Origin of the sequence: Streptomyces pyxinae, assembly GCF_024756275.1 — a bacterium.
In the GTDB taxonomy this organism is placed as follows: Bacteria; Actinomycetota; Actinomycetes; order Streptomycetales; family Streptomycetaceae; genus Streptomyces; species Streptomyces pyxinae.
This window is the reverse complement of the sequence record NZ_JANUGQ010000005.1, coordinates 210,581-229,973: the sequence shown is the minus strand read 5'-3', so window position 1 is coordinate 229,973 and position 19,393 is coordinate 210,581. Positions and strand designations below refer to the sequence as shown.

The 19,393-nt window shown below is 73.7% G+C and carries 15 protein-coding genes; 12 read left to right on the top strand and 3 right to left on the bottom strand.

Annotated features, from left to right (window positions below):
* Positions 1–172: 172 nt before the first annotated feature.
* On the bottom strand, positions 173–1,225 hold the full coding sequence (locus tag NX801_RS08865) for a polyprenyl synthetase family protein (protein WP_258786660.1): 1,053 nt from the start codon (positions 1,223–1,225) through the stop codon (positions 173–175).
* Between the two features lie 1,001 nt (positions 1,226–2,226).
* Between NX801_RS08865 and NX801_RS08860 the strand changes: the two genes are divergently transcribed.
* The 5 genes from NX801_RS08860 (at position 2,227) to NX801_RS08840 (ending at position 6,337) form a co-directional block, all read left to right on the top strand.
* The gene (locus tag NX801_RS08860) at positions 2,227–2,469 is read left to right on the top strand and encodes a hypothetical protein (protein ID WP_258786658.1); all 243 of its coding nucleotides are present in this window, start codon (positions 2,227–2,229) and stop codon (positions 2,467–2,469) included.
* A gap of 34 nt (positions 2,470–2,503) precedes the next feature.
* The gene (locus tag NX801_RS08855; RefSeq protein WP_258786657.1) at positions 2,504–3,961 is read left to right on the top strand and encodes an ABC1 kinase family protein; all 1,458 of its coding nucleotides are present in this window, start codon (positions 2,504–2,506) and stop codon (positions 3,959–3,961) included.
* A gap of 92 nt (positions 3,962–4,053) precedes the next feature.
* On the top strand, positions 4,054–4,221 hold the full coding sequence (locus NX801_RS08850) for a hypothetical protein (RefSeq protein ID WP_258786655.1): 168 nt from the start codon (positions 4,054–4,056) through the stop codon (positions 4,219–4,221).
* 161 nt (positions 4,222–4,382) lie between these two features.
* A complete protein-coding gene (locus NX801_RS08845) occupies positions 4,383–4,871 on the top strand; it encodes a DM13 domain-containing protein (RefSeq protein ID WP_258786743.1) in 489 nt (162 codons plus the stop codon).
* Positions 4,872–5,101: 230 nt separating this feature from the next.
* Positions 5,102–6,337: an HAD family hydrolase gene (locus tag NX801_RS08840; protein ID WP_258786742.1), complete on the top strand. Its 1,236-nt coding sequence runs from the start codon at positions 5,102–5,104 to the stop codon at positions 6,335–6,337.
* A gap of 70 nt (positions 6,338–6,407) precedes the next feature.
* On the opposite strand, the gene NX801_RS08835 is transcribed toward NX801_RS08840, so the two are convergent.
* Positions 6,408–7,898 carry a hypothetical protein gene (locus NX801_RS08835; RefSeq protein WP_258786653.1) on the bottom strand — a complete coding sequence of 497 codons (1,491 nt, stop codon included), beginning with the start codon at positions 7,896–7,898 and terminating at the stop codon, positions 6,408–6,410.
* 957 nt (positions 7,899–8,855) lie between these two features.
* On the opposite strand from NX801_RS08835, the gene NX801_RS08830 reads away from it, so the two are divergent.
* From NX801_RS08830 to NX801_RS08800, 7 genes are all read left to right on the top strand, one after another.
* Positions 8,856–11,123, top strand: a complete 2,268-nt coding sequence (locus NX801_RS08830) for a phosphocholine-specific phospholipase C (protein WP_258786652.1) — start codon at positions 8,856–8,858, stop codon at positions 11,121–11,123.
* A 308-nt stretch (positions 11,124–11,431) separates the two neighbouring features.
* Positions 11,432–13,240, top strand: a complete 1,809-nt coding sequence (locus NX801_RS08825) for an acyl-CoA dehydrogenase family protein (RefSeq protein WP_258786741.1) — start codon at positions 11,432–11,434, stop codon at positions 13,238–13,240.
* A gap of 142 nt (positions 13,241–13,382) precedes the next feature.
* Positions 13,383–13,982, top strand: a complete 600-nt coding sequence (locus NX801_RS08820; protein WP_258786651.1) for a ribonuclease FAU-1 family protein — start codon at positions 13,383–13,385, stop codon at positions 13,980–13,982.
* 192 nt (positions 13,983–14,174) lie between these two features.
* Positions 14,175–15,095 (top strand): AurF N-oxygenase family protein, encoded by a 921-nt coding sequence (locus NX801_RS08815; protein ID WP_258786649.1) that lies wholly within the window; start codon positions 14,175–14,177, stop codon positions 15,093–15,095.
* Positions 15,096–15,154: 59 nt separating this feature from the next.
* On the top strand, positions 15,155–16,831 hold the full coding sequence (locus NX801_RS08810) for an FAD-dependent oxidoreductase (protein WP_258786648.1): 1,677 nt from the start codon (positions 15,155–15,157) through the stop codon (positions 16,829–16,831).
* Positions 16,832–17,232: 401 nt separating this feature from the next.
* Positions 17,233–17,730, top strand: a complete 498-nt coding sequence (locus tag NX801_RS08805) for an RNA polymerase sigma factor (RefSeq protein ID WP_309505807.1) — start codon at positions 17,233–17,235, stop codon at positions 17,728–17,730.
* Positions 17,727–18,413, top strand: coding sequence for a hypothetical protein (locus NX801_RS08800; RefSeq protein WP_258786646.1), 687 nt, complete (start codon positions 17,727–17,729; stop codon positions 18,411–18,413). The genes NX801_RS08805 and NX801_RS08800 overlap by 4 nt, the downstream gene beginning before the upstream one ends.
* A gap of 164 nt (positions 18,414–18,577) precedes the next feature.
* Here the strand turns inward: NX801_RS08800 and NX801_RS08795 are convergent, their stop codons facing one another.
* Entirely contained in the window at positions 18,578–19,129 is a 552-nt protein-coding gene (locus tag NX801_RS08795; RefSeq protein ID WP_258786644.1) for a DUF4142 domain-containing protein, read from the bottom strand.
* Positions 19,130–19,393 lie beyond the last annotated feature (264 nt).

The window sequence follows — 19,393 nt, the reverse complement described above, 5'->3', positions numbered from 1 at the left end:
AGGGACCCTCGCAGCGGCGGGCAGGGCGGAGAAGCCGTCCTCGGGGGCGGCGGGCGCGCCGGCGAGCCCCGGGGCGGCGGCTGTCGGAGGGGGCGGAGGGGGCAGCGGACGCGACGGGGGCAGCGGGGTACGGGCACACGGCCGGCGTACGGATGACATACCGGGCTCCGTTTCAGTGGGACCGGTCGGTCATCATCAGGGCCAGCCCGGCCAGGTCGCGGCGCGGCCCGGGCAGCGGTTCGGCCGCGTCCAGGTGGCCGAACGCCTGCTCCAGCGCGTCCCGGGCCGCCTCGCGGGCGAGGTCCCGGCCACCGGCGCGCTCCACCAGCCGGGCGCCATGGGCGACCTGGTCCCCGGTCAGCGGCTCCGGCCGGGCGTAGAGCTCCGCCAGCTCCGCCGCCGCCGGGCCACCGGCGGTGAGGGCGGCGAGCACGGGGTACGTCTTCTTCCGCCGGGCGAGGTCCGCGCCGACCGGCTTGCCGGTGACTCTGGCGTCGCCGAACAGCCCCAGCAGATCGTCGGTGATCTGGAAGGCCAGCCCCAGGGCCCGGCCGAACCGGTCCAGGTGGTCGGCGCGCGGCCGCTCGCTCCCGGCGGCCAGCGCGCCGAGGGCGCAGGCGGCGCCCATCAGTGACCCGGTCTTGCCGAGGGCCATCGCCGTGTACTCCTCCGGCGACACCTCGTCGCGCGCCTCGAAGGCGAGGTCCATGGCCTGTCCCTCGATCAGTTCCTGCACCGTTCCGCACAGCCGCCGCACCAGCGGCATCCCGCGTTCCGGCAGCGCCCGCGCGAGCACCGCGCAGGCGTGGACGAGCAGGGCGTCGCCGCCCAGCAGTGCCGCGGGGACACCGAAGATCGACCAGACGGTGGGCCGGTCGCGCCGGGTCCGGTCGCCGTCGATCACATCGTCGTGGATGAGGGAGAAGTTGTGCACCAGCTCCACGGCGGCCCCCACCGGCACGATGTCCGGGGCGGCGCCCCCGACCGACTCGCCGCAGCCCAGGGCGAGCGCCGGGCGCAGGGCCTTGCCCGGGCGGGCCGAGTCGGGCCGGCCCCGCTCGTCCCACCAGCCGAAGTGGAAGCCGCTCCACAGCTTGGCGCCGGGTGGCAGGTCCCCGGTGAACTCCCGTAACGCCTCGTCGACGCTTCTCCTGGCGCGGGACAGTAATCGCTCCCCGGGCCTTTGTACCCGGGGGTCCGTACCCCCGAGATCCAGTGTCTCCATCGGGCTTCCTCCCGACCTCGGTCGTGGCTCATGAGGTGGTCGCCGTGCGCGCGGTCGCACCGGCGGAGTACGGAGCGGCCGCAGTCCCCCGGCTGCCACAGCCGTGCCGCGCCGGCGCTCGTGTCCGGCGGGCCGTCGGCGTACGTGCCCAGCGGACCGTCGGCGTCGGCGTACGTGCCCAGCGGGCCGTCGGCGCGGCGTCCGGGGCCCGCGGGCCGTCGGCGCCGCCTTGTCGTGCTCCGGCAGGGCCGGCTTGTCGCGGGGTCGCCGCGCGCAGGACCCTCCCGGGATCCGTCTCCGTGGAAGAGCTGTCATGGGCGGCGCGTCCGGGCCGGGCCCGGGTACGCCGCTCCGGCAGAAGTGGTGGGCCCCGGCCGTGCGGCGGTCCGAAGGGTGAGGGCCGCGCGCGGAAGGTACCGGGGCTGGGGGTTCACCGAACTCGTGCCGCCGGCCCCGGAGCCATGCGTATGCACGGGGAACGGCCGATCAGACGTTCGACTTGTTCAGCATGACGCACTCTCGGCTGTGCGCAAGGGGGTGAGCCCCCCGGGCTCACAAGTGCCGGAACTGTACGCTCCGGGCGCCGGGGCACCTCGTCCCCCGACCGGGCGGGGCCGGTGCCGGCCCCCGGCGCACCTCCGACGCGCTGCCGTCACACCGGCGGCCCTCCGCCCTCCCGCATCACAGCACCTGCCACGCACTCATGGCGACCCGGATCCCCCTGCCACACCGGAGTCCCACCACCGGATTGACACCTACGCCGTGGACGACAAGCGATGTCACATCCCGGCCGCCCTGGCCGGGACAGTGGGTTGACGCGGAGCCGGTTCGGCGCTGCCATGGCAGAGTCGCGCCCGGCGAGCACACCGCGCACGGGGCGCCCCGCGCACGCGCCGACCCCCGGAGACGGTTTCCGGTCCGGACGCGCGCCGGCCCGCACCCCGCCTCGCGCTCCTCCCCTGGCGCGCCACCGGACCAGCGACCCGAAAGGGGGCGGCAACGTGAGCAGACGTCGGGATTCGGCGGGCGACCGGCTCGCCGACATGGTCGGAGGCTTCGACAAGGGCCTTCGGCGGGGACTCCGCGGCAAGAAGAGGAAGCGCAGCAAGACCAAGAAGCGCCAGCGGCGCAATGAGCGGCAGATCGCCGCGCTCAGTGACCAGGTCTCGGCACTGACCGGTGCGGTGGCCTCACTCACCAACCATGTCGGCGGCCGGCCCGCGGCACGCGCGGGCGACCACTAGGTGGCCGCGCTCCTGACCGTACGACCGGACCACGATGGCTGAGGGACGGGGGCGGCGAGCGGTACGCATCGCCGCCCGTGCGGCCTCCCAGGAGGCCGGGCGCTCCCTGTCCCGGGCGGTCCGGCGTACGTCCCCGGAGCCCGGGGCGGACCACGCGGCGGAACGTGCCCGTCAGTTCCGCCGCACCCTGGAGGAACTCGGCCCTTTCTACATCAAGATCGGCCAGATCCTCGCCACCCGTCCGGACTTCGTGCCCGACCATGTGCGGGAGGAGCTCAGCCTGCTCAACGACCAGGCGGTGGCACGGCCGTTCGCCGCCTTCGCTCCGGTGCTGGAACGGGAACTGGGGCCCGGCTGGCGGGACCGGTTCGCCTCCGTACGCACCGAAGAGCCGCTGGGTTCGGCCTCCCTGGCGCAGGTGTACCGGGCCACCCTCCGCGACGGCACCGACTGTGTGATCAAGGTGCAGCGCCCGGACGCGGACCGGGCCGTCCTCGGCGACATGCGTGCCCTGGGCAGGGTGGCCCGGCTGACGGCCCGGTTCACCCCGCGCTTCAACGCGGTCATCGACATGGGCGGCATGCTGGAGGTGCTGTTCGACGCCATGCGGGACGAACTGGACTTCACCCGCGAGGCGTCCCACATGAAGGCCGGCCGCAAACTGGCCCGCGACTACAAGTACATCAGTGTGCCCAAGGTGCTGCACGCCACCCCGAAGGTCCTCATCCAGTCCCTGGCCGACGGAGTGGCCATCAACCGGGTGAAGGAGGACGCCTTCACCGAGAAGCAGCGCAAGAAGACCGCCAATCAGCTCATCGAGTTCATGTTCCGCTCCTACTTCACCACCGGCCGGTTCCACGCCGATCCGCATCCCGGGAACGTTCTCATCGGCTCCGACGGCACCGCCCACATCATCGACTGGGGCATGGTCGGCCGGCTCGACCGCGGTGCCCGGCTCGCCGTGCTCGGTCTTTTCGTCGCACTGGCCCGCAACGACGGCGAGAGCTTCGCGCGCCAGTGGATCAGGCTGGGCTCGCTGACTCCCTGGAGTGATGTGCCCGGATTCATCCAGGACCTCTCCCGGAAGATCCCCCGGTGGTCCAATGCCACGCTGGCCGAACTCAACTACGGTGTGGCCCTGATGTCCGTGCTGCGGTACTCCACACACCGCGGCATCCATGTGGCTCCCATCGTCTCCGTCATCGGCAAGTCGGTGGCGAACATGGAGGGTTCCGTACGCTGCCTCTACTCGAAGGCCAAACTCCGGGACACCCTGCGCGGCACCCTCGACACCATCGTGCGCGATCAGCTGCGCAGCGAACTGGACGCCGAGCAGCTCGGCGCCCACTTGCTGAACCTGCTGACGCTGACCGACAAGTCGGCAGCCCAGGTGCACACGATCCTCAGCGAGCTCGCCTCCCGGCAGTTCACCATCCAGACCCGCACCAATCTCGGCGATCCGATCGCCTACGGGCGCAAGCACCGCCGGTGACCCGACGCCTCACCGGGACACCACCCCCGTCCCCTTTCCCTGTCCGCACCGGCTCACCCGCCGGCTGTGGCACCGGCCCGGGAGCGTGACCCATGTTCCTCCGCGGCAGAAGCCTGGCCTTCTGGGCCGTGCTCGTCATCGTGCTCTATCTGCTCGTCACCCGGCCGGTGGAGTTCGCGGACTTCCTCGCGAACGCCGTCATCGGCGCCGTCGGCGTACTGCGAGCCGTCGGCACCTTCTTCGACCGCCTCCTCCACTGATCCGCACCCGGCCCCTCCCCCCTCCTCGCGCCGGGCGGTCCGCCGCGTCCCCGGATGGTCTTCCGCGCCCCGAACGGGTTGGATGGCGCGGAACGGATCGGTGAGCGGGAGGTACGAGGGTGGCGGCTGGGGCGAAGAAGCGGCGCGGGCCGACAGTGGGAGTGGTGGCGGCACTCGTCCTCGCGGGGCTCGGTGGGCTGTTCTGGTTCCAGCCGTGGAAGTTGTGGCAGGACGACAGCGTCCACGAGGCGCTGCCCGCGGCGGCGCCGGCCGGTGGCGGCGACACCGGCCGGCCCAGGACCCTCAGCCGGGGCGAGTTCATCAGCCATGAGCACAGCACCACCGGCACGGCGCGGATCCTCCGCCTCGGGGACGGCTCGCACGTCCTGCGGCTGGAGGGCCTCGCCACCAGCAACGGTCCTGACCTGCGGGTGTGGCTCACGGACGCACCGGTCAAGGAAGGGGTGGGCGGCTGGCGGGTCTTCGACGACGGCAGGCATCTGAGCCTCGGCGAGCTCAAGGGGAACAAGGGCGACCAGAACTACGCCCTGCCGGCGGGGGTCGACCCGGCCGACTACACCAGCGTCGCCATCTGGTGCGACCGCTTCGACGTGTCCTTCGGCGCGGCGGAGCTGAGCCGCGCCGGCTGACTCCTGTCGGTTGCCGCCGCCGGCTGAGCACGGCGGCCCGTACGGCGCGCCCGGGGCGGGCGCCGGGACGGGGCGGCGGACCATGCGTGTACCGTGCAGCCGGTCGGGCGTACGCTGCCCGGCACCTCACCAGCACCCGCCGTCTCGCGGAGGTTTCCTTGCACACCGCTCCCTCGCGATCACCGCGCCGAGTCCTCGCGGCCCTGCTCGCCGCCGGTGCCGTCGCCGCCCTGGCCGCCACCCCCGCGGCCGCGGCGTCCGCCGAACCGCGTCCGGCGCCGCGCGCCTGCCCCCAGTTGTCGACCGAGCTGCCCTGGTACGGGGAGAACCGCGCCCGGCTCCAGCGCGTCATCGACGAGCGGGGCACCTGCTCCGGGGCAGCGGCGGCGCACCGTGGACAGCGGCCCGTCGCCGCCTTCGACTGGGACAACACCCTCACCAAGAACGATGTCACCGACGCCACCATCGCCTGGGCGCTGCGCCACGACAAGATACTGCGGCCCGCCAGCTGGAAGCACACCAGCGCCTGGATGACGGACGCCGCCGACCGGGCCCTCACCGCGGCGTGCGGCACCCGGGTACCCGTCGGGCGCCCACTGCCGACCGCCACCAACACCCGGTGTGCCGACGAGATCTACGAGATCCGCGAGGACGGCAGGACGATGAGCGGCGCCGCCGCCTTCGCGGGCCGCTGGGACCACCGGCGGACCGTCCCGCAGTACGCCTGGGTGCCGCAGCTGTTCGCCGGACACACCGTGCGGGAGCTGGAGTCGTACGCGACGAAGGCCCGCGCCGAGGCGCTCGCCGCACCGGTGGGCGCCACCCAGCGGGTCGGCACACACACCGTGCCCGGCTATGTCCGCTACTACGAGCAGCAGCGCGACCTCGTCCGCACCCTCCAGCGGGCCGGCTTCGACGTGTACGTGGTGTCCGCCGGGTCGGAGCCGGTGGCCGAGGTGTGGTCGCGCGGCCTGGGTATCGACCGGAAGCACACCGTCGCCATCCGTTCCGTCCTCGACCGCCACGGCCGCATCACCACCTGGACCCGGGGCTGCGGCGGCACCGGTGTGACCCGGGGCGGCGCCATCCCGTACATCGACGGCAAGCGCTGCTGGATCAACCAGGAGATCTACGGGATCAAGGGCCGCGCCGCCTGGCAGCGGCAGGACGCCGGGCACCGCATCGCCATCGGCGGTGGCGACGCCGACACCGATGTGACCTTCGTCGGCGACGCGACCGGCGCACACCTGGTGCTCAACCGGAACAAGAACGAGGTCACGTGCCGCGCCTACGAGAACGCGGACGGGCGCTGGCTGGTGAACCCGATGTTCATCGATCCGCTGCCGCGCAAGCAGACCCCGTACCCGTGCTCCACCGCCGCCTACAACAAGCCCGGCGGCGGCTTCGGCCCGCTGCACCGGCCCGACGGCAGTGTGGTGCCGGACCAGTCGGACCGGGCGGCCTGAGCCGCCGCCGCCGCGGCCCGGGGGCGTGCCCCTCGCCCCCGGGCCGCGGCGGCTCACGGCGGGGGCGAGGTCAGCGCCCGTGGCGTGCGGGCCGGCGGCGGCGCAGGACGAAGACCGTCACACCGCCCGCGACGACCAGGGCGAGACCGGCCAGGGCGGGCCCGGCGACCGCCGCCCCGGTGGAGGCCAGGTCGTCATCGGCGGCCGCCGTCCGGGCCGCCGTGGGGGCGGAACCGTCCGGGGCACCGCCCGGGCCGGGCGCGGTGGTGCCGATGGCGGCGTGCTCATCGGCGCCCGGGGCGCTCCCGGCCGAGGCCCGAGCCGTCGGGGCCGGGGACGGGGCCGCCGGGGCCGCGGCGGTGGGGCGTGCGGTGGTGGGCGCGGGACCGGCGGAGGACGTCGCCGGACCGGCGCCGGTGCCCGTCCCGACACGCACCTCGGCCCCTTCGGCGTCCGCCGTGACGACACTGAGGGAGAGTCCGGCGGAGGTGTCGGTGAAGGTGCCGCCGAACGAGCCGGTGGGGGTGTCGGCGTCGTGCCCGACGTTACTGATCAGGGTGGCCTTGTTGTACTGGCCGCCGGGGACCCGGTAGACATTCACACCCCGGGCGATGCCGGCGTCCGGGGTCGCCGGATCCGGGGTGCGGTACTCCACCACGACGCGGTCGCCGCCCGTGCCCAGCGGCAGGTCCAGCGCCCGGGTCCCGCCGTCGCCGGAGGCGTGCAGCGGGCGGAGGCGGACGGTGCCGGCCGAGTCCGGGGTGGCGGTCCGCCGCGCGGTCAGCCAGTGCCGGGAGAGCAGTTCGGGCGCGGAGAGCCCCTTCTTGTCACCGCCGGCGCCCATGGGCGTGCGCTTGCTGTAGTCGTCGTCCTCGCACGAGGTGTAACTGCCCGGTGCGCACTTCTGGCGCGGCTGGTGGGCGAAGCCGAGGTTGTGGCCGATCTCGTGGTAAATGGCGGCCTTGTCGTCGACGGCGCCCTCGTGGAACCAGCTCACCTTGCCGGGCTGGTGCGCCAGACCCCACCAGTTCCCGCAGTAACGCGACGTGAGGACGAGGGAGATGTGGTCGTACGCGACCCCGGCCATCGCCTCGCGCGCGAGCTCGGCCATCCTGCCGGTGTCGCAGGCGGCGGTGTCGTCCATGTCGAGTGTGAAGGGTCCGAAGACCCCGTCGCCCCGGGCGGGCACCACGGACATCCGGCCCCCCGAGTTCCGCGCGTAGTAGGAGGCGAGGGAGTCGGTCGCGCCGAAGAAGTTCCGCGCGGCCCGCTCATGGGCGAGTCCGGCATCGTCCAGCGAGAGATTGCGGAAGTTGACGAGGACGACGGCGTGCCGGTCGACCAGCGTCTCCGGCTGATCGGCCGGCCCCGGCGCCGTGGGGGCCGCCGACGCGGTGCCGGGCCAGACGGCCGAGAGCACCAGCGCCGCGACGGCGAGCAGCGATGCCGTGCCGCGGCGCCCGGCGCGCGGCCGGCGCACGGCCGTCGCCGGCCTGAACTCGCCGGACTCGCGGGAGACGGCGGGGAGACGGGGATGGTTCCGGGGGGTACGAGGCTTCATGGCGGTTCTTCCCTGCTCGGCCGGCGAGCGCGGACACCCGTCCCGGGGGCGAGGTGCGGTGGGGAGGCCACCGCACCCCGCGTGGGGGTCCCGGAGCGAGGTGTCCGGCGCTCTGCCGGGGGACGGCGTTCGCCCCTTGCCCTGGGAGACCGCCGGGCGCGACCCGGATAACGAAAACTTCCGGCCGGTACGCCACGGGCCCGGAGTCCCGGCCGGGCCGGCCCTCGCGCCCGGGCCGGGGACGCCGTCAGGACCGTCACCCAGGCGGCCACCGGCGGGGGACGCCCCGTCGTGGAGGCCGGCCTTCGCGGACACGGCTCCTGGCCCGCCCGGCGCGCTCAGAGGAGCCGGGCCGTACGGCAGTGCTCGCCGAGGCTCCGCCGGCCGCTCGCTGTTCCCGGAGCGCGCTCCGCGGCTCGCCCACGCGCCGAGCGCGGCACGGCGGCCGGGCGGCCGGTACACCCGGGCCCAGGAATCCCGGTCAGGCCGGCGCTCGCGCCCGGGGGCCGGGGCCCCGGCCTGGACCACGGAGGCACGCCAGCACGGCGGCACGGCGGACGGGTGGTTCTGCCGGGGGGTGGCCGGCGCCGCCCCGGATCGGCGCCGCCCCGGACCACGGCGACTCCCTGGCCCGGGGGGTCGTACGCCGCCGTGCGCGGCGCCTCGCGGCCCGGACGGGCCCGGCGAAGCCGTGCCGCCGGAGCACCGTGCCCGGGGGCTTGACGCGGTCCGTCGCGGCTGCCACCTTCTGACCCGTGTTGAGCGCGGAAAGCGCTTTTCCCACCGTGTCGCTCAGCCGTCCGCACACCTGAACCCGCTCTCCCCCATTCCGGCGGAAGGTGTTCGCCACCGGTTTCCGCCCGGTCGGCCCGCCGGCCACCCGGCGGGCTAATCGTTCGGCCCGCCCGCTCACGCCGGCCCGCCGCCCGGCCGGCCCGAACAGGAAGCGACCTCGCGATGGATGACTCGACCCACGGCCCGACGCCCCATCCGGCACCCCGCCCGGCGCAAGGGCCCGCGCACCACCCGGCGCCCGGCCCGGCGAGCGACTCGGCGCACGGCCCGGGGAAGGCCCGGGCCGGCGGACGGGGCAACCAGCTGGCACGCCGGGCGTTCCTGGCCTCCGCCACCGCCGTGGCGGCGGCCGCCGTGGTCGGACCCCGGACGGCCGGTCCTGAGGAGCACCCGCCGCTGGAGCCGCTGGCCGGGGAAGCCGCCCCGGATCCCCGGCTCGCCCCGGTCCGGCATGTGGTGATCCTGATGCAGGAGAACCGCAGTTTCGACCACTACTTCGGCGCGCTCAAGGGCGTGCGCGGCTTCGGTGACCACGCCGTCGTCGATGTGCCCGGGACTACCTCGGGGCTGTCCGGCCGGACGGTCTTCCAGCAGCCCAGGGGCAGCGGCTGGCTCTACCCCTGGCGGCTCAGCGCCGGCAGCGGCGGCTGGAAGAGCGCCCAGTGCAAGGTGGACGGGGGCGGGCACAGCTGGACCGACCAGCACAGCGCCTGGAACGGCGGTCGGATGGACAACTGGTACCGGGCCAAGGGCAGTACCGGTATGACCCTGGGCCATCTGACCCGGGCCGACATCCCCTACAACTACGCCCTCGCCGACGCCTACACCATCTGCGACGCCTACCACTGCTCGTCCCTGACCGGCACCGGCCCCAACCGCGACTACCTCTGGTCCGGCTCGATCGGCGCCGGCCTGCCCGGAGCCAACCGGGTCAGCCACAACGGCGGCGACTTCCGCCGCAAGGAACAGAACTGGGTGACGTACGCCGAGCAGCTCCGGTCCGCCGGGATCAGCTGGAAGGTCTACCAGGTCTACGACCGCGACGCGGACAAGAACTACGGCGACAACGCCCTGGAGTACTTCGCGCCCTTCATGACCGCCGACCCGGCCAAGGACGGCAAGGGCGATCCGGTGCTCTGGCGGCAGGGGGTGGCCGGGGTGCCCTACAGCGGCGGCGATGTCGCGGACGCGATCATCGCGGCCCTGCGCGCCGATGTGACCGGCGGGACGCTGCCCCGGGTCTCCTGGATCGTCACCGACTACGCCAACTCCGAGCATCCCAACGCCAGTCCCGGCGTCGGTGCCACGGTGACCAAGCGTGTTCTGGAGGCCCTCGCGGCCGATCAGGCCGTCCTGGACTCCACCGTCTTCATTCTCACCTACGACGAGAACGACGGCTTCTTCGACCATGTCCCGCCGCCCGTCCCCGCCGACACCGCCGATGCCACCGAGTACGTCTCCGGCGCGCCCATCGGGCTGGGCTTCCGGGTGCCGATGATCATCGCCTCGCCCTGGACCCGGGGCGGCCGGGTCAACTCCCAGGTCTTCGACCACACCTCGGTGCTGCGCTTCCTGGAGCAGTGGACCGGGGTGCGCTGCCCGAACATCAGCGCCTGGCGGCGCGCGGTCTGCGGCGACCTCACGTCCGCCTTCGACTTCGCCAACCCGGTGTACGGGCCGCTGCCCGCGCTGCCGGGCGCGGTCCCGGCGGGCCAGCCGGTGATGACCGGAGCGGCCTGTGACGCCACCGCCGCGCCCACCACCCCCGCCGGCAGCGGGTCGCGGCCCGCCCAGGAGCCCGGCAACAAGGCAGCCTGCGCCCTGCCGTACCAGGTCAACGCCTACCTCGACCGCTACGAGGGCAGCGATCCGAAGGGCACCCAGAAGGTCTGGATCGCCCTGGAGAACCGGGGCCCGCAGGCGACCGGCGCCGCCCATCTCGCCGCGTACGCCAACGCCTACCGGGGTGGCGGGCCCTGGCAGTACACGGTCGGCCCGGACGGCGCCACCAGCGACTTCTTCAACATCGGCGGCGGCTACGGGAACGGCCGTTACGACCTCACCGTGGTCGGCCCCAACCGCTTTCTGCGCCGCTTCACCGGAGACACCAGTGGCGGCACCGGCCGGTACGCCCGGGTCAGGAGCTACTTCGCGGACCGGGAGGGGGCGACCGCCCTGTGGTTCGGTCTCGCCAACGACCACCCCACCCAGACGGCCACCTTCACCGTGACATCCAACAACTACCGTTCAGGTACCTGGACTTACCAGGTGCCCGCCGGCCGCTCCACCGACGACTACTTCAACCAGCTCACCCACGCCTACGGCTGGTACGACTTCACCATCACCGTGAGCAACGACCCCGCCTGGTCCCAGCGTTTCATCGGCCACATCGAGAACGGCCGTACCAGCAGGACCGGTTCCGTGATCTGACCCGGGCGCGCCGTCCGCACGGGCACAGAGATTCGCCCCGCGCCCGGCCGCCGTTCCGGGTGCCCGGAAAACGAAGGTGTGGCAGCCTCGGTCCGGGGTCCGGGGTCCGGAGTCCGGTGCGGACGGCCGGTGCGGACGGCCGGTGCGAACGGCGGAAGTGGACGGCCGGGCGGCCGGCGGGCCGGGTACCGCCCCAAGTCAAGGCTTCAACCGCTCGCGACCTGGGTATCTACCGCCGTCCCCGGCTCCGCAATCGTGTCGATCGTCATGCTGTGGCGCATGTGCGCCTGGGCTATTTTGCCTGCGTGATGGACTCAGCCCTCCCCGGAACCGATCAACTGGCCGCGCTCACCGGCGTTCTCTTCGGCGCTCAGGCCGAGCGCGTCCACCGGCCGTGGCGAAGCCTCTTCAGCACCGCTCCCTTCGCCTTCCGGGAGGGGCTGACGCACCGGGAGCGGGCCGAACTCTCCTACCAACGGCTGCGGTTGCTCAATGAGAACATCGCCAGTCCCGGGGCCCTGGCGGTCGACGCCCCGGCCCTGACGGCCCTGCACGAGTGGGCGGGGGTCGCCGACCCCGGCGCGGCGACGATCGCCAGCATCCACTACAACCTCTTTCTCGGCAGCCTGCTTGACCACGACCACGCGGAACGTGACCTGTCCCCCTACTACCGGATGGAGCGGACAGGGACGTTTCTCTGCACCGAGCAGGCGCACGGAAACGACGCCGCGCAGCTGGAGACGACCGCCACCTTCGACCGGGCGACGGGCGGCTTCGTCCTGCACACCCCCACCGCCGGCGCCTGCAAGTTCATGCCCAACACCAGTTCGCTGGGCGGCGCCAAGGACGCCCTGGTCGCCGCCCGGCTGCTGGTCGACGGGGACGACAAGGGGGTCTTCCTCTTTCTGACCCCGCTCAGCGACGGGGCGGGGCGGCATCTGCCGGGCGTCGGGGTGCGGCCCCTGCCCCAGACCTCGGGTGCTCCCGTGGACCACTGCGCCACCCGGTTCCACCGGGTCGCCCTGCCCTACTCCGCGCTGCTCCAGGGGGAGCACGGCCGGCTCGCCCCGGACGGCCGGTTCACCAGCTCGCTGGGCAACAGCAGGAAACGCTTCCTCCGTTCCATCGGCCGGGTGACCATGGGCAAGCTCTGCATGAGCGCGTACAGCCTGGGGGGCATGCGCCAGGCGGTGTCCATCGCCGTGCGGCATGCGCACACCCGCCGGACCTCCGGGATGACCAAGGGCGCCCGGGTGCCCCTGATGGCTCACCGCAGCCATCACGCACCCCTGCTCGACGCGCTGGCCACGACCTACGCGGCCACGCTGGTCCACCGTTCCGCCGTGCGGCGGTGGGCCGGGGCCACGGAGGCCGACCGCGAGGACTGCGAGCGGCTGACGGCCGTGGTCAAGGGGTGGATCACCTGGCGGGCCCGGGCGGTCATGACCGAGTGCCGGGAGAGGTGCGGCGCCCAGGGGCTCGCCCTGGCCCACGGCATCACCGGCCAACTGGCCGCGAACGAGGGCACGATCACGGCCGAGGGTGACAACCTTGTCATCTGGGTCAAGGCGGCCGGCGAGATGCTCCTCGGGGGTCTCACCCCCGGGCAGGTCACCGGGACACCGCCGGCCGGCCGTTCGCTGCGGGATCCCCGGCACCTTCAGGATCTGCTGGCCGATGTGGAGCGGATCTGGCACCAGCGGGCCCGGAACCGGTTGCGCACCGGCCGGGCCGGCTCGCCCCTGAAGCGGTGGAACGCCGCCGTCGGGCCGGGCCTGGAGCTCGTCGACGCCCACGCCCACCGGCTGGCGGGCGACGCCCTGCTGGACGCGGCCGGGCAGGTGGCCTCCCCGGAGGCACGACAGCGGCTGCGGGACCTGCACGCGCTGTTCGCCCTGCGCCGGGTGGCCGCCCACAGCGGCGACCTGCTGGCGCTGGGCCGTCTCACCGCCGACCAGGTCCTGGGGCTCACCGATGTCGTCGAGGAGGTCATCGCGGACCTCGAACCGCACGCGCTCGAACTCTCCGAGGCCTTCTGGGTCCCCGGGGACGTCACCGTGCCCGCCGGCGGTTCCGGCCGGCGCGCCGAGAATCCCGCCCTGGTGGTACCGGTCTGACCCGGGACACCCGGCGGCCACTCCCCCGTCGCACGGCGGCCCCGGCCCCGCCGGGCCGCCGCCGGACGGCGACCCGGCGGCGGTCGCAGCCCTCGGCACCCGGCCGGCCACCGGGGACGGCCCAGTCTTAAGCTGGCCTCCCATGGAGTCGCGTTTTCACCAGGGGCAGGTCGTCGTCCGGCGGGAGATGCTGGACGGCCGGGAGTGGCTGGTATATCCGGTGCGGGTGGCCGGCGACGACGAGCGGGAGCTCGCCGTGTATCTGGCGCGGGGCACCCCGCTCACCTTCGGCGGGGGAGACTTCCGGTGGGGCCCGCACCCCTGGATCGGGTTCGCGCACACCTGGCAGTCCGGCGGCGTCCTCCAGTTGCAGCGGCCGGGCGAGAACTACGCGGTGTGGGGCCGGTGGGAGAACGGCACCCTGCGGGAGTGGTACGTGAACTTCCAGGCGCCGTTCAGCCGTACGGACCGCGGCTTCGACACCCTGGACCATGAACTCGATCTGGTCATTCCCGGCGACGGCGCCCCGTACCGGTGGAAGGACGTCGACCACTTCGAGGAGCGGGTGCGCGCGGGCGGCTTCACCCCCGGGGAGGAGCGCGGCGTACGGGAGGCCGCCGAGCGGGTCGTGGGGCTCCTGGAGCGCGGTGAGTGCTGGTGGGAGCGGTGGCGGGACTGGCGGGCGCCCGTCGGCTGGGACGTCCCCGGGCCCGTGCCGCTCCAGGCGGACGCCGCCCGGTAGCCACTGGTCTCCGTACCGGCCGGGGCGCGGCCGACGGGCCCCTGGAGCCGCCTTGCTGACAAATTTTCTACTGAGGGGTAGGCGCGGGCGGCGGCTTACTATACGGTGCGTCTAATAACGGTGGGGGTCCGCTCTCGGCCCGTTCGACGGCAGCGGCTCCCGCGGAACGGCACACCAGGGAAGGAGCCGCAGATGGCAGGCAGTACGACCCGGCCGGACACCCGCGCCGCCCGGGAGGACCAGGACCAGGGCATCACCCGCCGGTTGCTGGACTCGTCCGCGACGCTCTCGTACGACCCGGCCGTGGAGGTCGACTGGGACACCCCGCTCGACAAGGACTTCCACGGCGCCAGCCCGGAGTGGAGCACCCTCTACGGCACGGCGTACTGGCAGGAGCTGACGGAGGAGCAGCGCAAGGAGCTGACCCGGCACGAAGCCGCGTCCGTGGCGAGCACCGGCATCTGGTTCGAGATGATCCTCCAGCAGATGGTGCTCCGCGACATCTACGCCAAGGACCCGACCGGCCCGGACTTCCAGTGGGCGCTGACCGAGATAGCCGAGGAGTGCCGGCACTCCATCATGTTCGCGCGCGGCGCGAAGAAGCTCGGCGCCCCCGCGTACCGCCCGCGCCGGGTGGTGCTCGAACTGGGCCGCGCCTTCAAGACCCTGGCGGTCGGTGAGGCCGCGTACGCGGCGATCCTGGTCGCCGAGGAGGTCCTCGACGTCATGCAGCGCGACTGGATGCGCGACGAGCGGGTGGTGCCCTTCGTCCGCACCATCAACAACATCCATGTCGTGGAGGAGTCCCGGCACATGAAGTTCGCCCGGGACGAGACCCGCAAGCGGCTGGCGGGTGCCGGCTGGGCACGCCGCCAGCTCAACGCCTTCGTGGTCGCGGTGGCCTCGTACGTCATCGTCAGCAGCATGGTGAACCGGAACGTCTACGCCAACGCCGGGCTCGACGGCGAGCGCGCGCTCGCGGAGGCCCGCGCCAATGAGCACCACAAGGCGATGATGCGGTCCAGCTGCGCCGGGCTGATGAACTTCCTGGCCTCGGTGGGTCTGCTCACCCGCCCCGCGGTCGTGTTCTACCGGCGCGCCCATCTGATCTGAGCCGGCCCCCGGCCCGAACCGTCCCTTCCCAGCCACTGAACCGAACCGGGACCCGGTAGATGACCTTCGCGATCACCCAGACCTGCTGCAACGACGCCGCCTGTGTGGCGGTGTGCCCGGTCAACTGCATCCATCCCACGCCGGAGGAGCGGGCCTTCGGCTCCACCGAGATGCTGTACATCGACCCCCGGGCGTGCATCGACTGCGGTGCCTGCGCGGACGCCTGCCCGGTGGACGCGATCCACGCGGTGGACGATCTCGCGTCTCAGCGACCGGAGTTGCTGGAGTACGCGGAAATCAACGCCGCCTACTTCGCGGGCACTCCGGAGCCGGACCCGGCCGCCGGGCGGACCGGCCCCAACTTCCACACCTGGGGCGGTCCGGCGTTCGAGCGCACACTGCCGGCGGACTTCGCGCCGATCCGGGTGGCGGTCGTCGGCACCGGCCCGGCCGGGATGTACACGGTGGAGGACCTGCTGCTGCACACCAACGCCGAGGTGACGCTGATCGACCGGCTGCCGGCGGCCGGCGGGCTGCTGCGGTACGGGGTGGCCCCCGACCACCCGGCCACGAAGAAGGCGGGTGACACCTTCGCCCGCCTCCTCCACCACCCCCGGGTGCGGATGTACCTCGGCCTGGAGGTCGGGCGGGACGTGACGGCCGGGGAGCTGGCCGCCCACCACGACGCCGTGGTGTACGCGGTGGGGGCCTCCTCCGACCGGCGGCTCGGCGTCCCCGGCGAGGAGCTGCCCGGTGTGGTGTCCGCGACCTCGCTGGTCGCCTGGTACAACGCCCATCCGGAGGTCGCCCCGGACGCGGTGGACCTCTCGGCCGAGCGGGTGGTCGTGGTCGGCAACGGCAATGTCGCCCTCGACGTGGCCCGTGTCCTGGTCGCGGACCCGGCCGCGCTGGCCGCCACCGACATCGCCGACCATGCCCTCGCCCGGCTGCGGGCCGGTGCCGTCCGCGAGGTGGTGGTGCTCGGCCGGCGCGGCCCCGAGGACGCCGCCTACACCCGCCCGGAGGTGCTGGCCCTGCGTCATCTGACCGGTGTGGACCTGGTGGTGGACGACCACGACGAGCGGATCGGGGCCGCCGTCGACGGCGCGGCGCCCGGCTCGAAGGCGGCCGCCCTCCGGGATGTCGCCCGGGAGCGGGTGGACTGGTCGCGCCCGCCGGGCGAGGGACGGCGGATCGTCCTCCGCTTCCACTCGGCCCCGGTCCGGGTGCTGGGCGAGCGGGCCGTGCGGGCGGTGGTGGCCGGCGACGGCGACCACGCGGCCGGCGGCGTCCGCGACATCCCGGCCGGCCTGCTGATACGCGCCGCCGGTTACCGGGGCGAGCCGGTCGCCGGCCTGCCCTTCGACGAACGGCCCGGAACCGTACCGCACCTGGGCGGCCGGGTGGCCGGGATGCCGGGCACCTATGTCGTCGGCTGGATCAAGCGCGGCCCGTCCGGCGGCATCGGCGCCAATCGCACCTGCGCCGCCGAGACGGTCGGCACCCTGCTCGCCGACGCGGTGGCCGGTACGCTGCCACCACCCACCGGCACCGCGAAGCACTTCCACCGCCTGGTGCGCCGGCGCAACCGCCAGGTGGTGGACGCGCGGGGGATGGCGGCGATCGACCGCGCCGAGACCGACCGAGGCCGCCGCGACGGCCGCCCCCGGGTCAAGCTGGCCACCGTCGAAGAACTCCTCGCCACCGCCAGACGCCCCCTGCGCCTCCCCCGCTGACCGCCCCTCCCGGCCCGCGTTCGTACGGCACAGCCCGCACAGCACGCCCGCACGGCGCCGCGCGGGGGCGGTTTCCGCGGGCTTCACTCGATCGTGGCAGGCCGAACCCGCCCCGTGCGGTGTGGTGTTCGTCACTGCACCGTCACCCTTCGCCGCAGACATGACACGAAGAGTCAGCCGTACACCCCGGTCAGGCGGCGTTTCAGGGGCCACTCATTTTCACCCTTCGCAACGTCTTCACACCTGTGCGTGAGATCTGCCGGTGCGCGCATGCGTGTTCGGCGGGCTGGGCCGATTGAGTAGGGCGCGCCGGGAGCACCTCGCACCCGGCGCCACCGAGCCCGCAACGAAGAGGTCCGATGTTCGAAGAAGTCGTCGGCGGGGAGGACGGTCGCAGTCCCGTGACCGAGGCACCACTGCCGCTCCCGCTGGATTTCGAGGCGTACTACATCACCCACCAGGAGGCGTTCCACGAGTTCGCCCTGGCCGTCCTCGGCACGAACGACGCCGCGGAGGAAGCCGTGCACCGGGCGTTCCTGGAGATCCTGCGGCACTGGCCGACCCTGCTGGCGGAGAGCGATCTGGAACAGCAGGTGTGGATGATCGTACGCCGCACGGTGATCGCCCAGGCCCTGGTGGGCCTGCGCGAGCAGATGGCCGCCATGGACGACGGCCTCGGGCTCTACCAGGCCCTGGGGCGCCTGGCGCCCCGCCAGTTCGACGTCCTGGTCCTGCGGTACATCGGCAACTACGACGCCCAGCGCATCGGTTGGTACCTGGGGGTCACGGCCAGCACCGTGGACTACCACTGCCGCAGGGCGCGCGAGCGGCTGGAGCCCAGGCTCCGCCGGGCCATGCTGCTCAGGAAGGCGAAGAAGGAGAAGGGGACGGACCAGTGAGCATCTGGGAGAAACTGCTGGCCGAGGCGGCCGTGCGCGAGCCCCGGCGCCCCTTCGACGTGGCGGCCGGCCTGCGACGGCTGGCCGTGGACGCCGGGTACGTCCGGCCGGCGGGCGGCGAGTGCCGCACCGCCCCGGCCCGCCGCAAGCTGGAGGTGATGGCCGGCTGGGGGCTGAGCCAGGCGGGTGCGGCCGCGCATGTGATGGACCTGACCGAGACCCTCCAGGTTCCCGGTGAGTCCCCCGCCCGGTTCACCGGCTGGACCGACCCGCTCGACATCGACGGCTTCCATGTCTTCGCCTGCTCCCTGTATCTGGCGCACCACCCCGACAGCGCCAGATTCTGGTGGCAGCTGGCCGCCGGTGCCGGACATCTGGGCGCCGCCTACTGCCTGCACCTGCACCACCTCAGCTGCGGCGAGACCAGCGAGGCGGCGCTGTGGCGCGACCAGGTGGCCGGCCTCCTGGAGGAGGACCAGGACGACACCCTGCCGGAGGGCTTCATCGCGGTGCTGGAGAACTTCACCGCCTACCGGGCGCGCACCCGGACGCGTACCCCGGTGCCCACCGGCGGCCTGGAGGCGGAGTTCGCGCGGATGACCGAGGACGACCACGGCGGCATCGTCGGCCCTCCCGACCGCCGGCTCGCCCAGCGCCTCCAGGAGCTGGCCGGCCGCGGCTGAGGACCGGCCGGGGCGCAGCTCGGCCGCGCCGACCGGGGCTCCGCCGGCGCGGCCGGAGCCCGGGGCGCCCCCGGGTGCCCCGGGCGCGGGAGGAGCCGTGCCGCCGGTCTCGTGCCGGGCACGGCTCGTCCGGATGTCCTGTCAGGCGGCGGCCGCTCCCGGTGTCAACTCTGGTGACCGCTGGGACGGGGGTGGGGATGTGCCTGGCAGACGCCGCCCTCGACCATGTCCAGATGCATGGCCACGACGGGGCGGGCCGAGCGGGCGGCCGCCGTCGCGGCGCTGTTCTTCCCCTGCCGGAGTTCCTGGTCGATGAGGGCCAGCGTCTGGCGGTGCGCCTTCTCCTGGGCCTTCAGCCAGGCCGTGTCGTAGGCCGGGCCGCCGGCCTTGGCCCGTACCGCCTCCAGCTGTTTCCGCTGGGCCGCCGAGGGCGTGCCGGGCAGCCGGGTGCTCGTCTCCCGCGCCACCTTGCGGACGGCGGCGTCCAGCTTGGTGTGGTCGCGCACCAGGGTCCGCCCGACCTCCTTCACACAGGCCGTCGTGGCGTGCCGTCCGGCGTCCTTGCCGGCGGCGATCTCGGCCAGGTTGCCCTGATGGGACTGCGCCAGGAAGGTCCGGTCCTGTTGCGGGTCGGGGGTCGCCGCCGGGGCGGCGGGCGCGCAGAGGCCCAGCAGGACCGCTGCCGCGCCCAGCGGAGCGAGGGGGTACCGGCGCATGCGACATCAACTCCTTCGGTCTCGCCGGGTCGGGTCGGGGCCCGGCGGGTGGTCGCGTGAGGACGCCGCTCGGCGTCCCGGGGACGAGTGCCACATCCCGGGCATCTCTCACACCGGAGTCGTGGATTTCGGGTGCCCGGGTACCGCTGCCCCGGGATGGTGGTCCGGGCGGTCCCACGATGGCCCCGCGCGGCCCGGGCAGCCGATGCCCCGGGAGGCGTTTCCGGGAGCCGTGCGCGGTGACCCGGGGAGGGCCGTGCCGCG

Bases quoted from the DNA above. Each gene is read 5' to 3' on its own strand.
- NX801_RS08865 (WP_258786660.1), bottom strand. From the start codon at position 1,225: ATGGAGACACTGGATCTCGGGGGTACGGACCCCCGGGTACAAAGGCCC.
- NX801_RS08795 (WP_258786644.1), bottom strand. From the start codon at position 19,129: ATGCGCCGGTACCCCCTCGCTCCGCTGGGCGCGGCAGCGGTCCTGCTG.
- NX801_RS08810 (WP_258786648.1), top strand. From the start codon at position 15,155: ATGACCTTCGCGATCACCCAGACCTGCTGCAACGACGCCGCCTGTGTG.
- NX801_RS08820 (WP_258786651.1), top strand. From the start codon at position 13,383: ATGGAGTCGCGTTTTCACCAGGGGCAGGTCGTCGTCCGGCGGGAGATG.
- NX801_RS08815 (WP_258786649.1), top strand. From the start codon at position 14,175: ATGGCAGGCAGTACGACCCGGCCGGACACCCGCGCCGCCCGGGAGGAC.
- NX801_RS08830 (WP_258786652.1), top strand. From the start codon at position 8,856: ATGGATGACTCGACCCACGGCCCGACGCCCCATCCGGCACCCCGCCCG.
- NX801_RS08825 (WP_258786741.1), top strand. From the start codon at position 11,432: ATGGACTCAGCCCTCCCCGGAACCGATCAACTGGCCGCGCTCACCGGC.
- NX801_RS08855 (WP_258786657.1), top strand. From the start codon at position 2,504: ATGGCTGAGGGACGGGGGCGGCGAGCGGTACGCATCGCCGCCCGTGCG.
- NX801_RS08835 (WP_258786653.1), bottom strand. From the start codon at position 7,898: ATGAAGCCTCGTACCCCCCGGAACCATCCCCGTCTCCCCGCCGTCTCC.
- NX801_RS08850 (WP_258786655.1), top strand. From the start codon at position 4,054: ATGTTCCTCCGCGGCAGAAGCCTGGCCTTCTGGGCCGTGCTCGTCATC.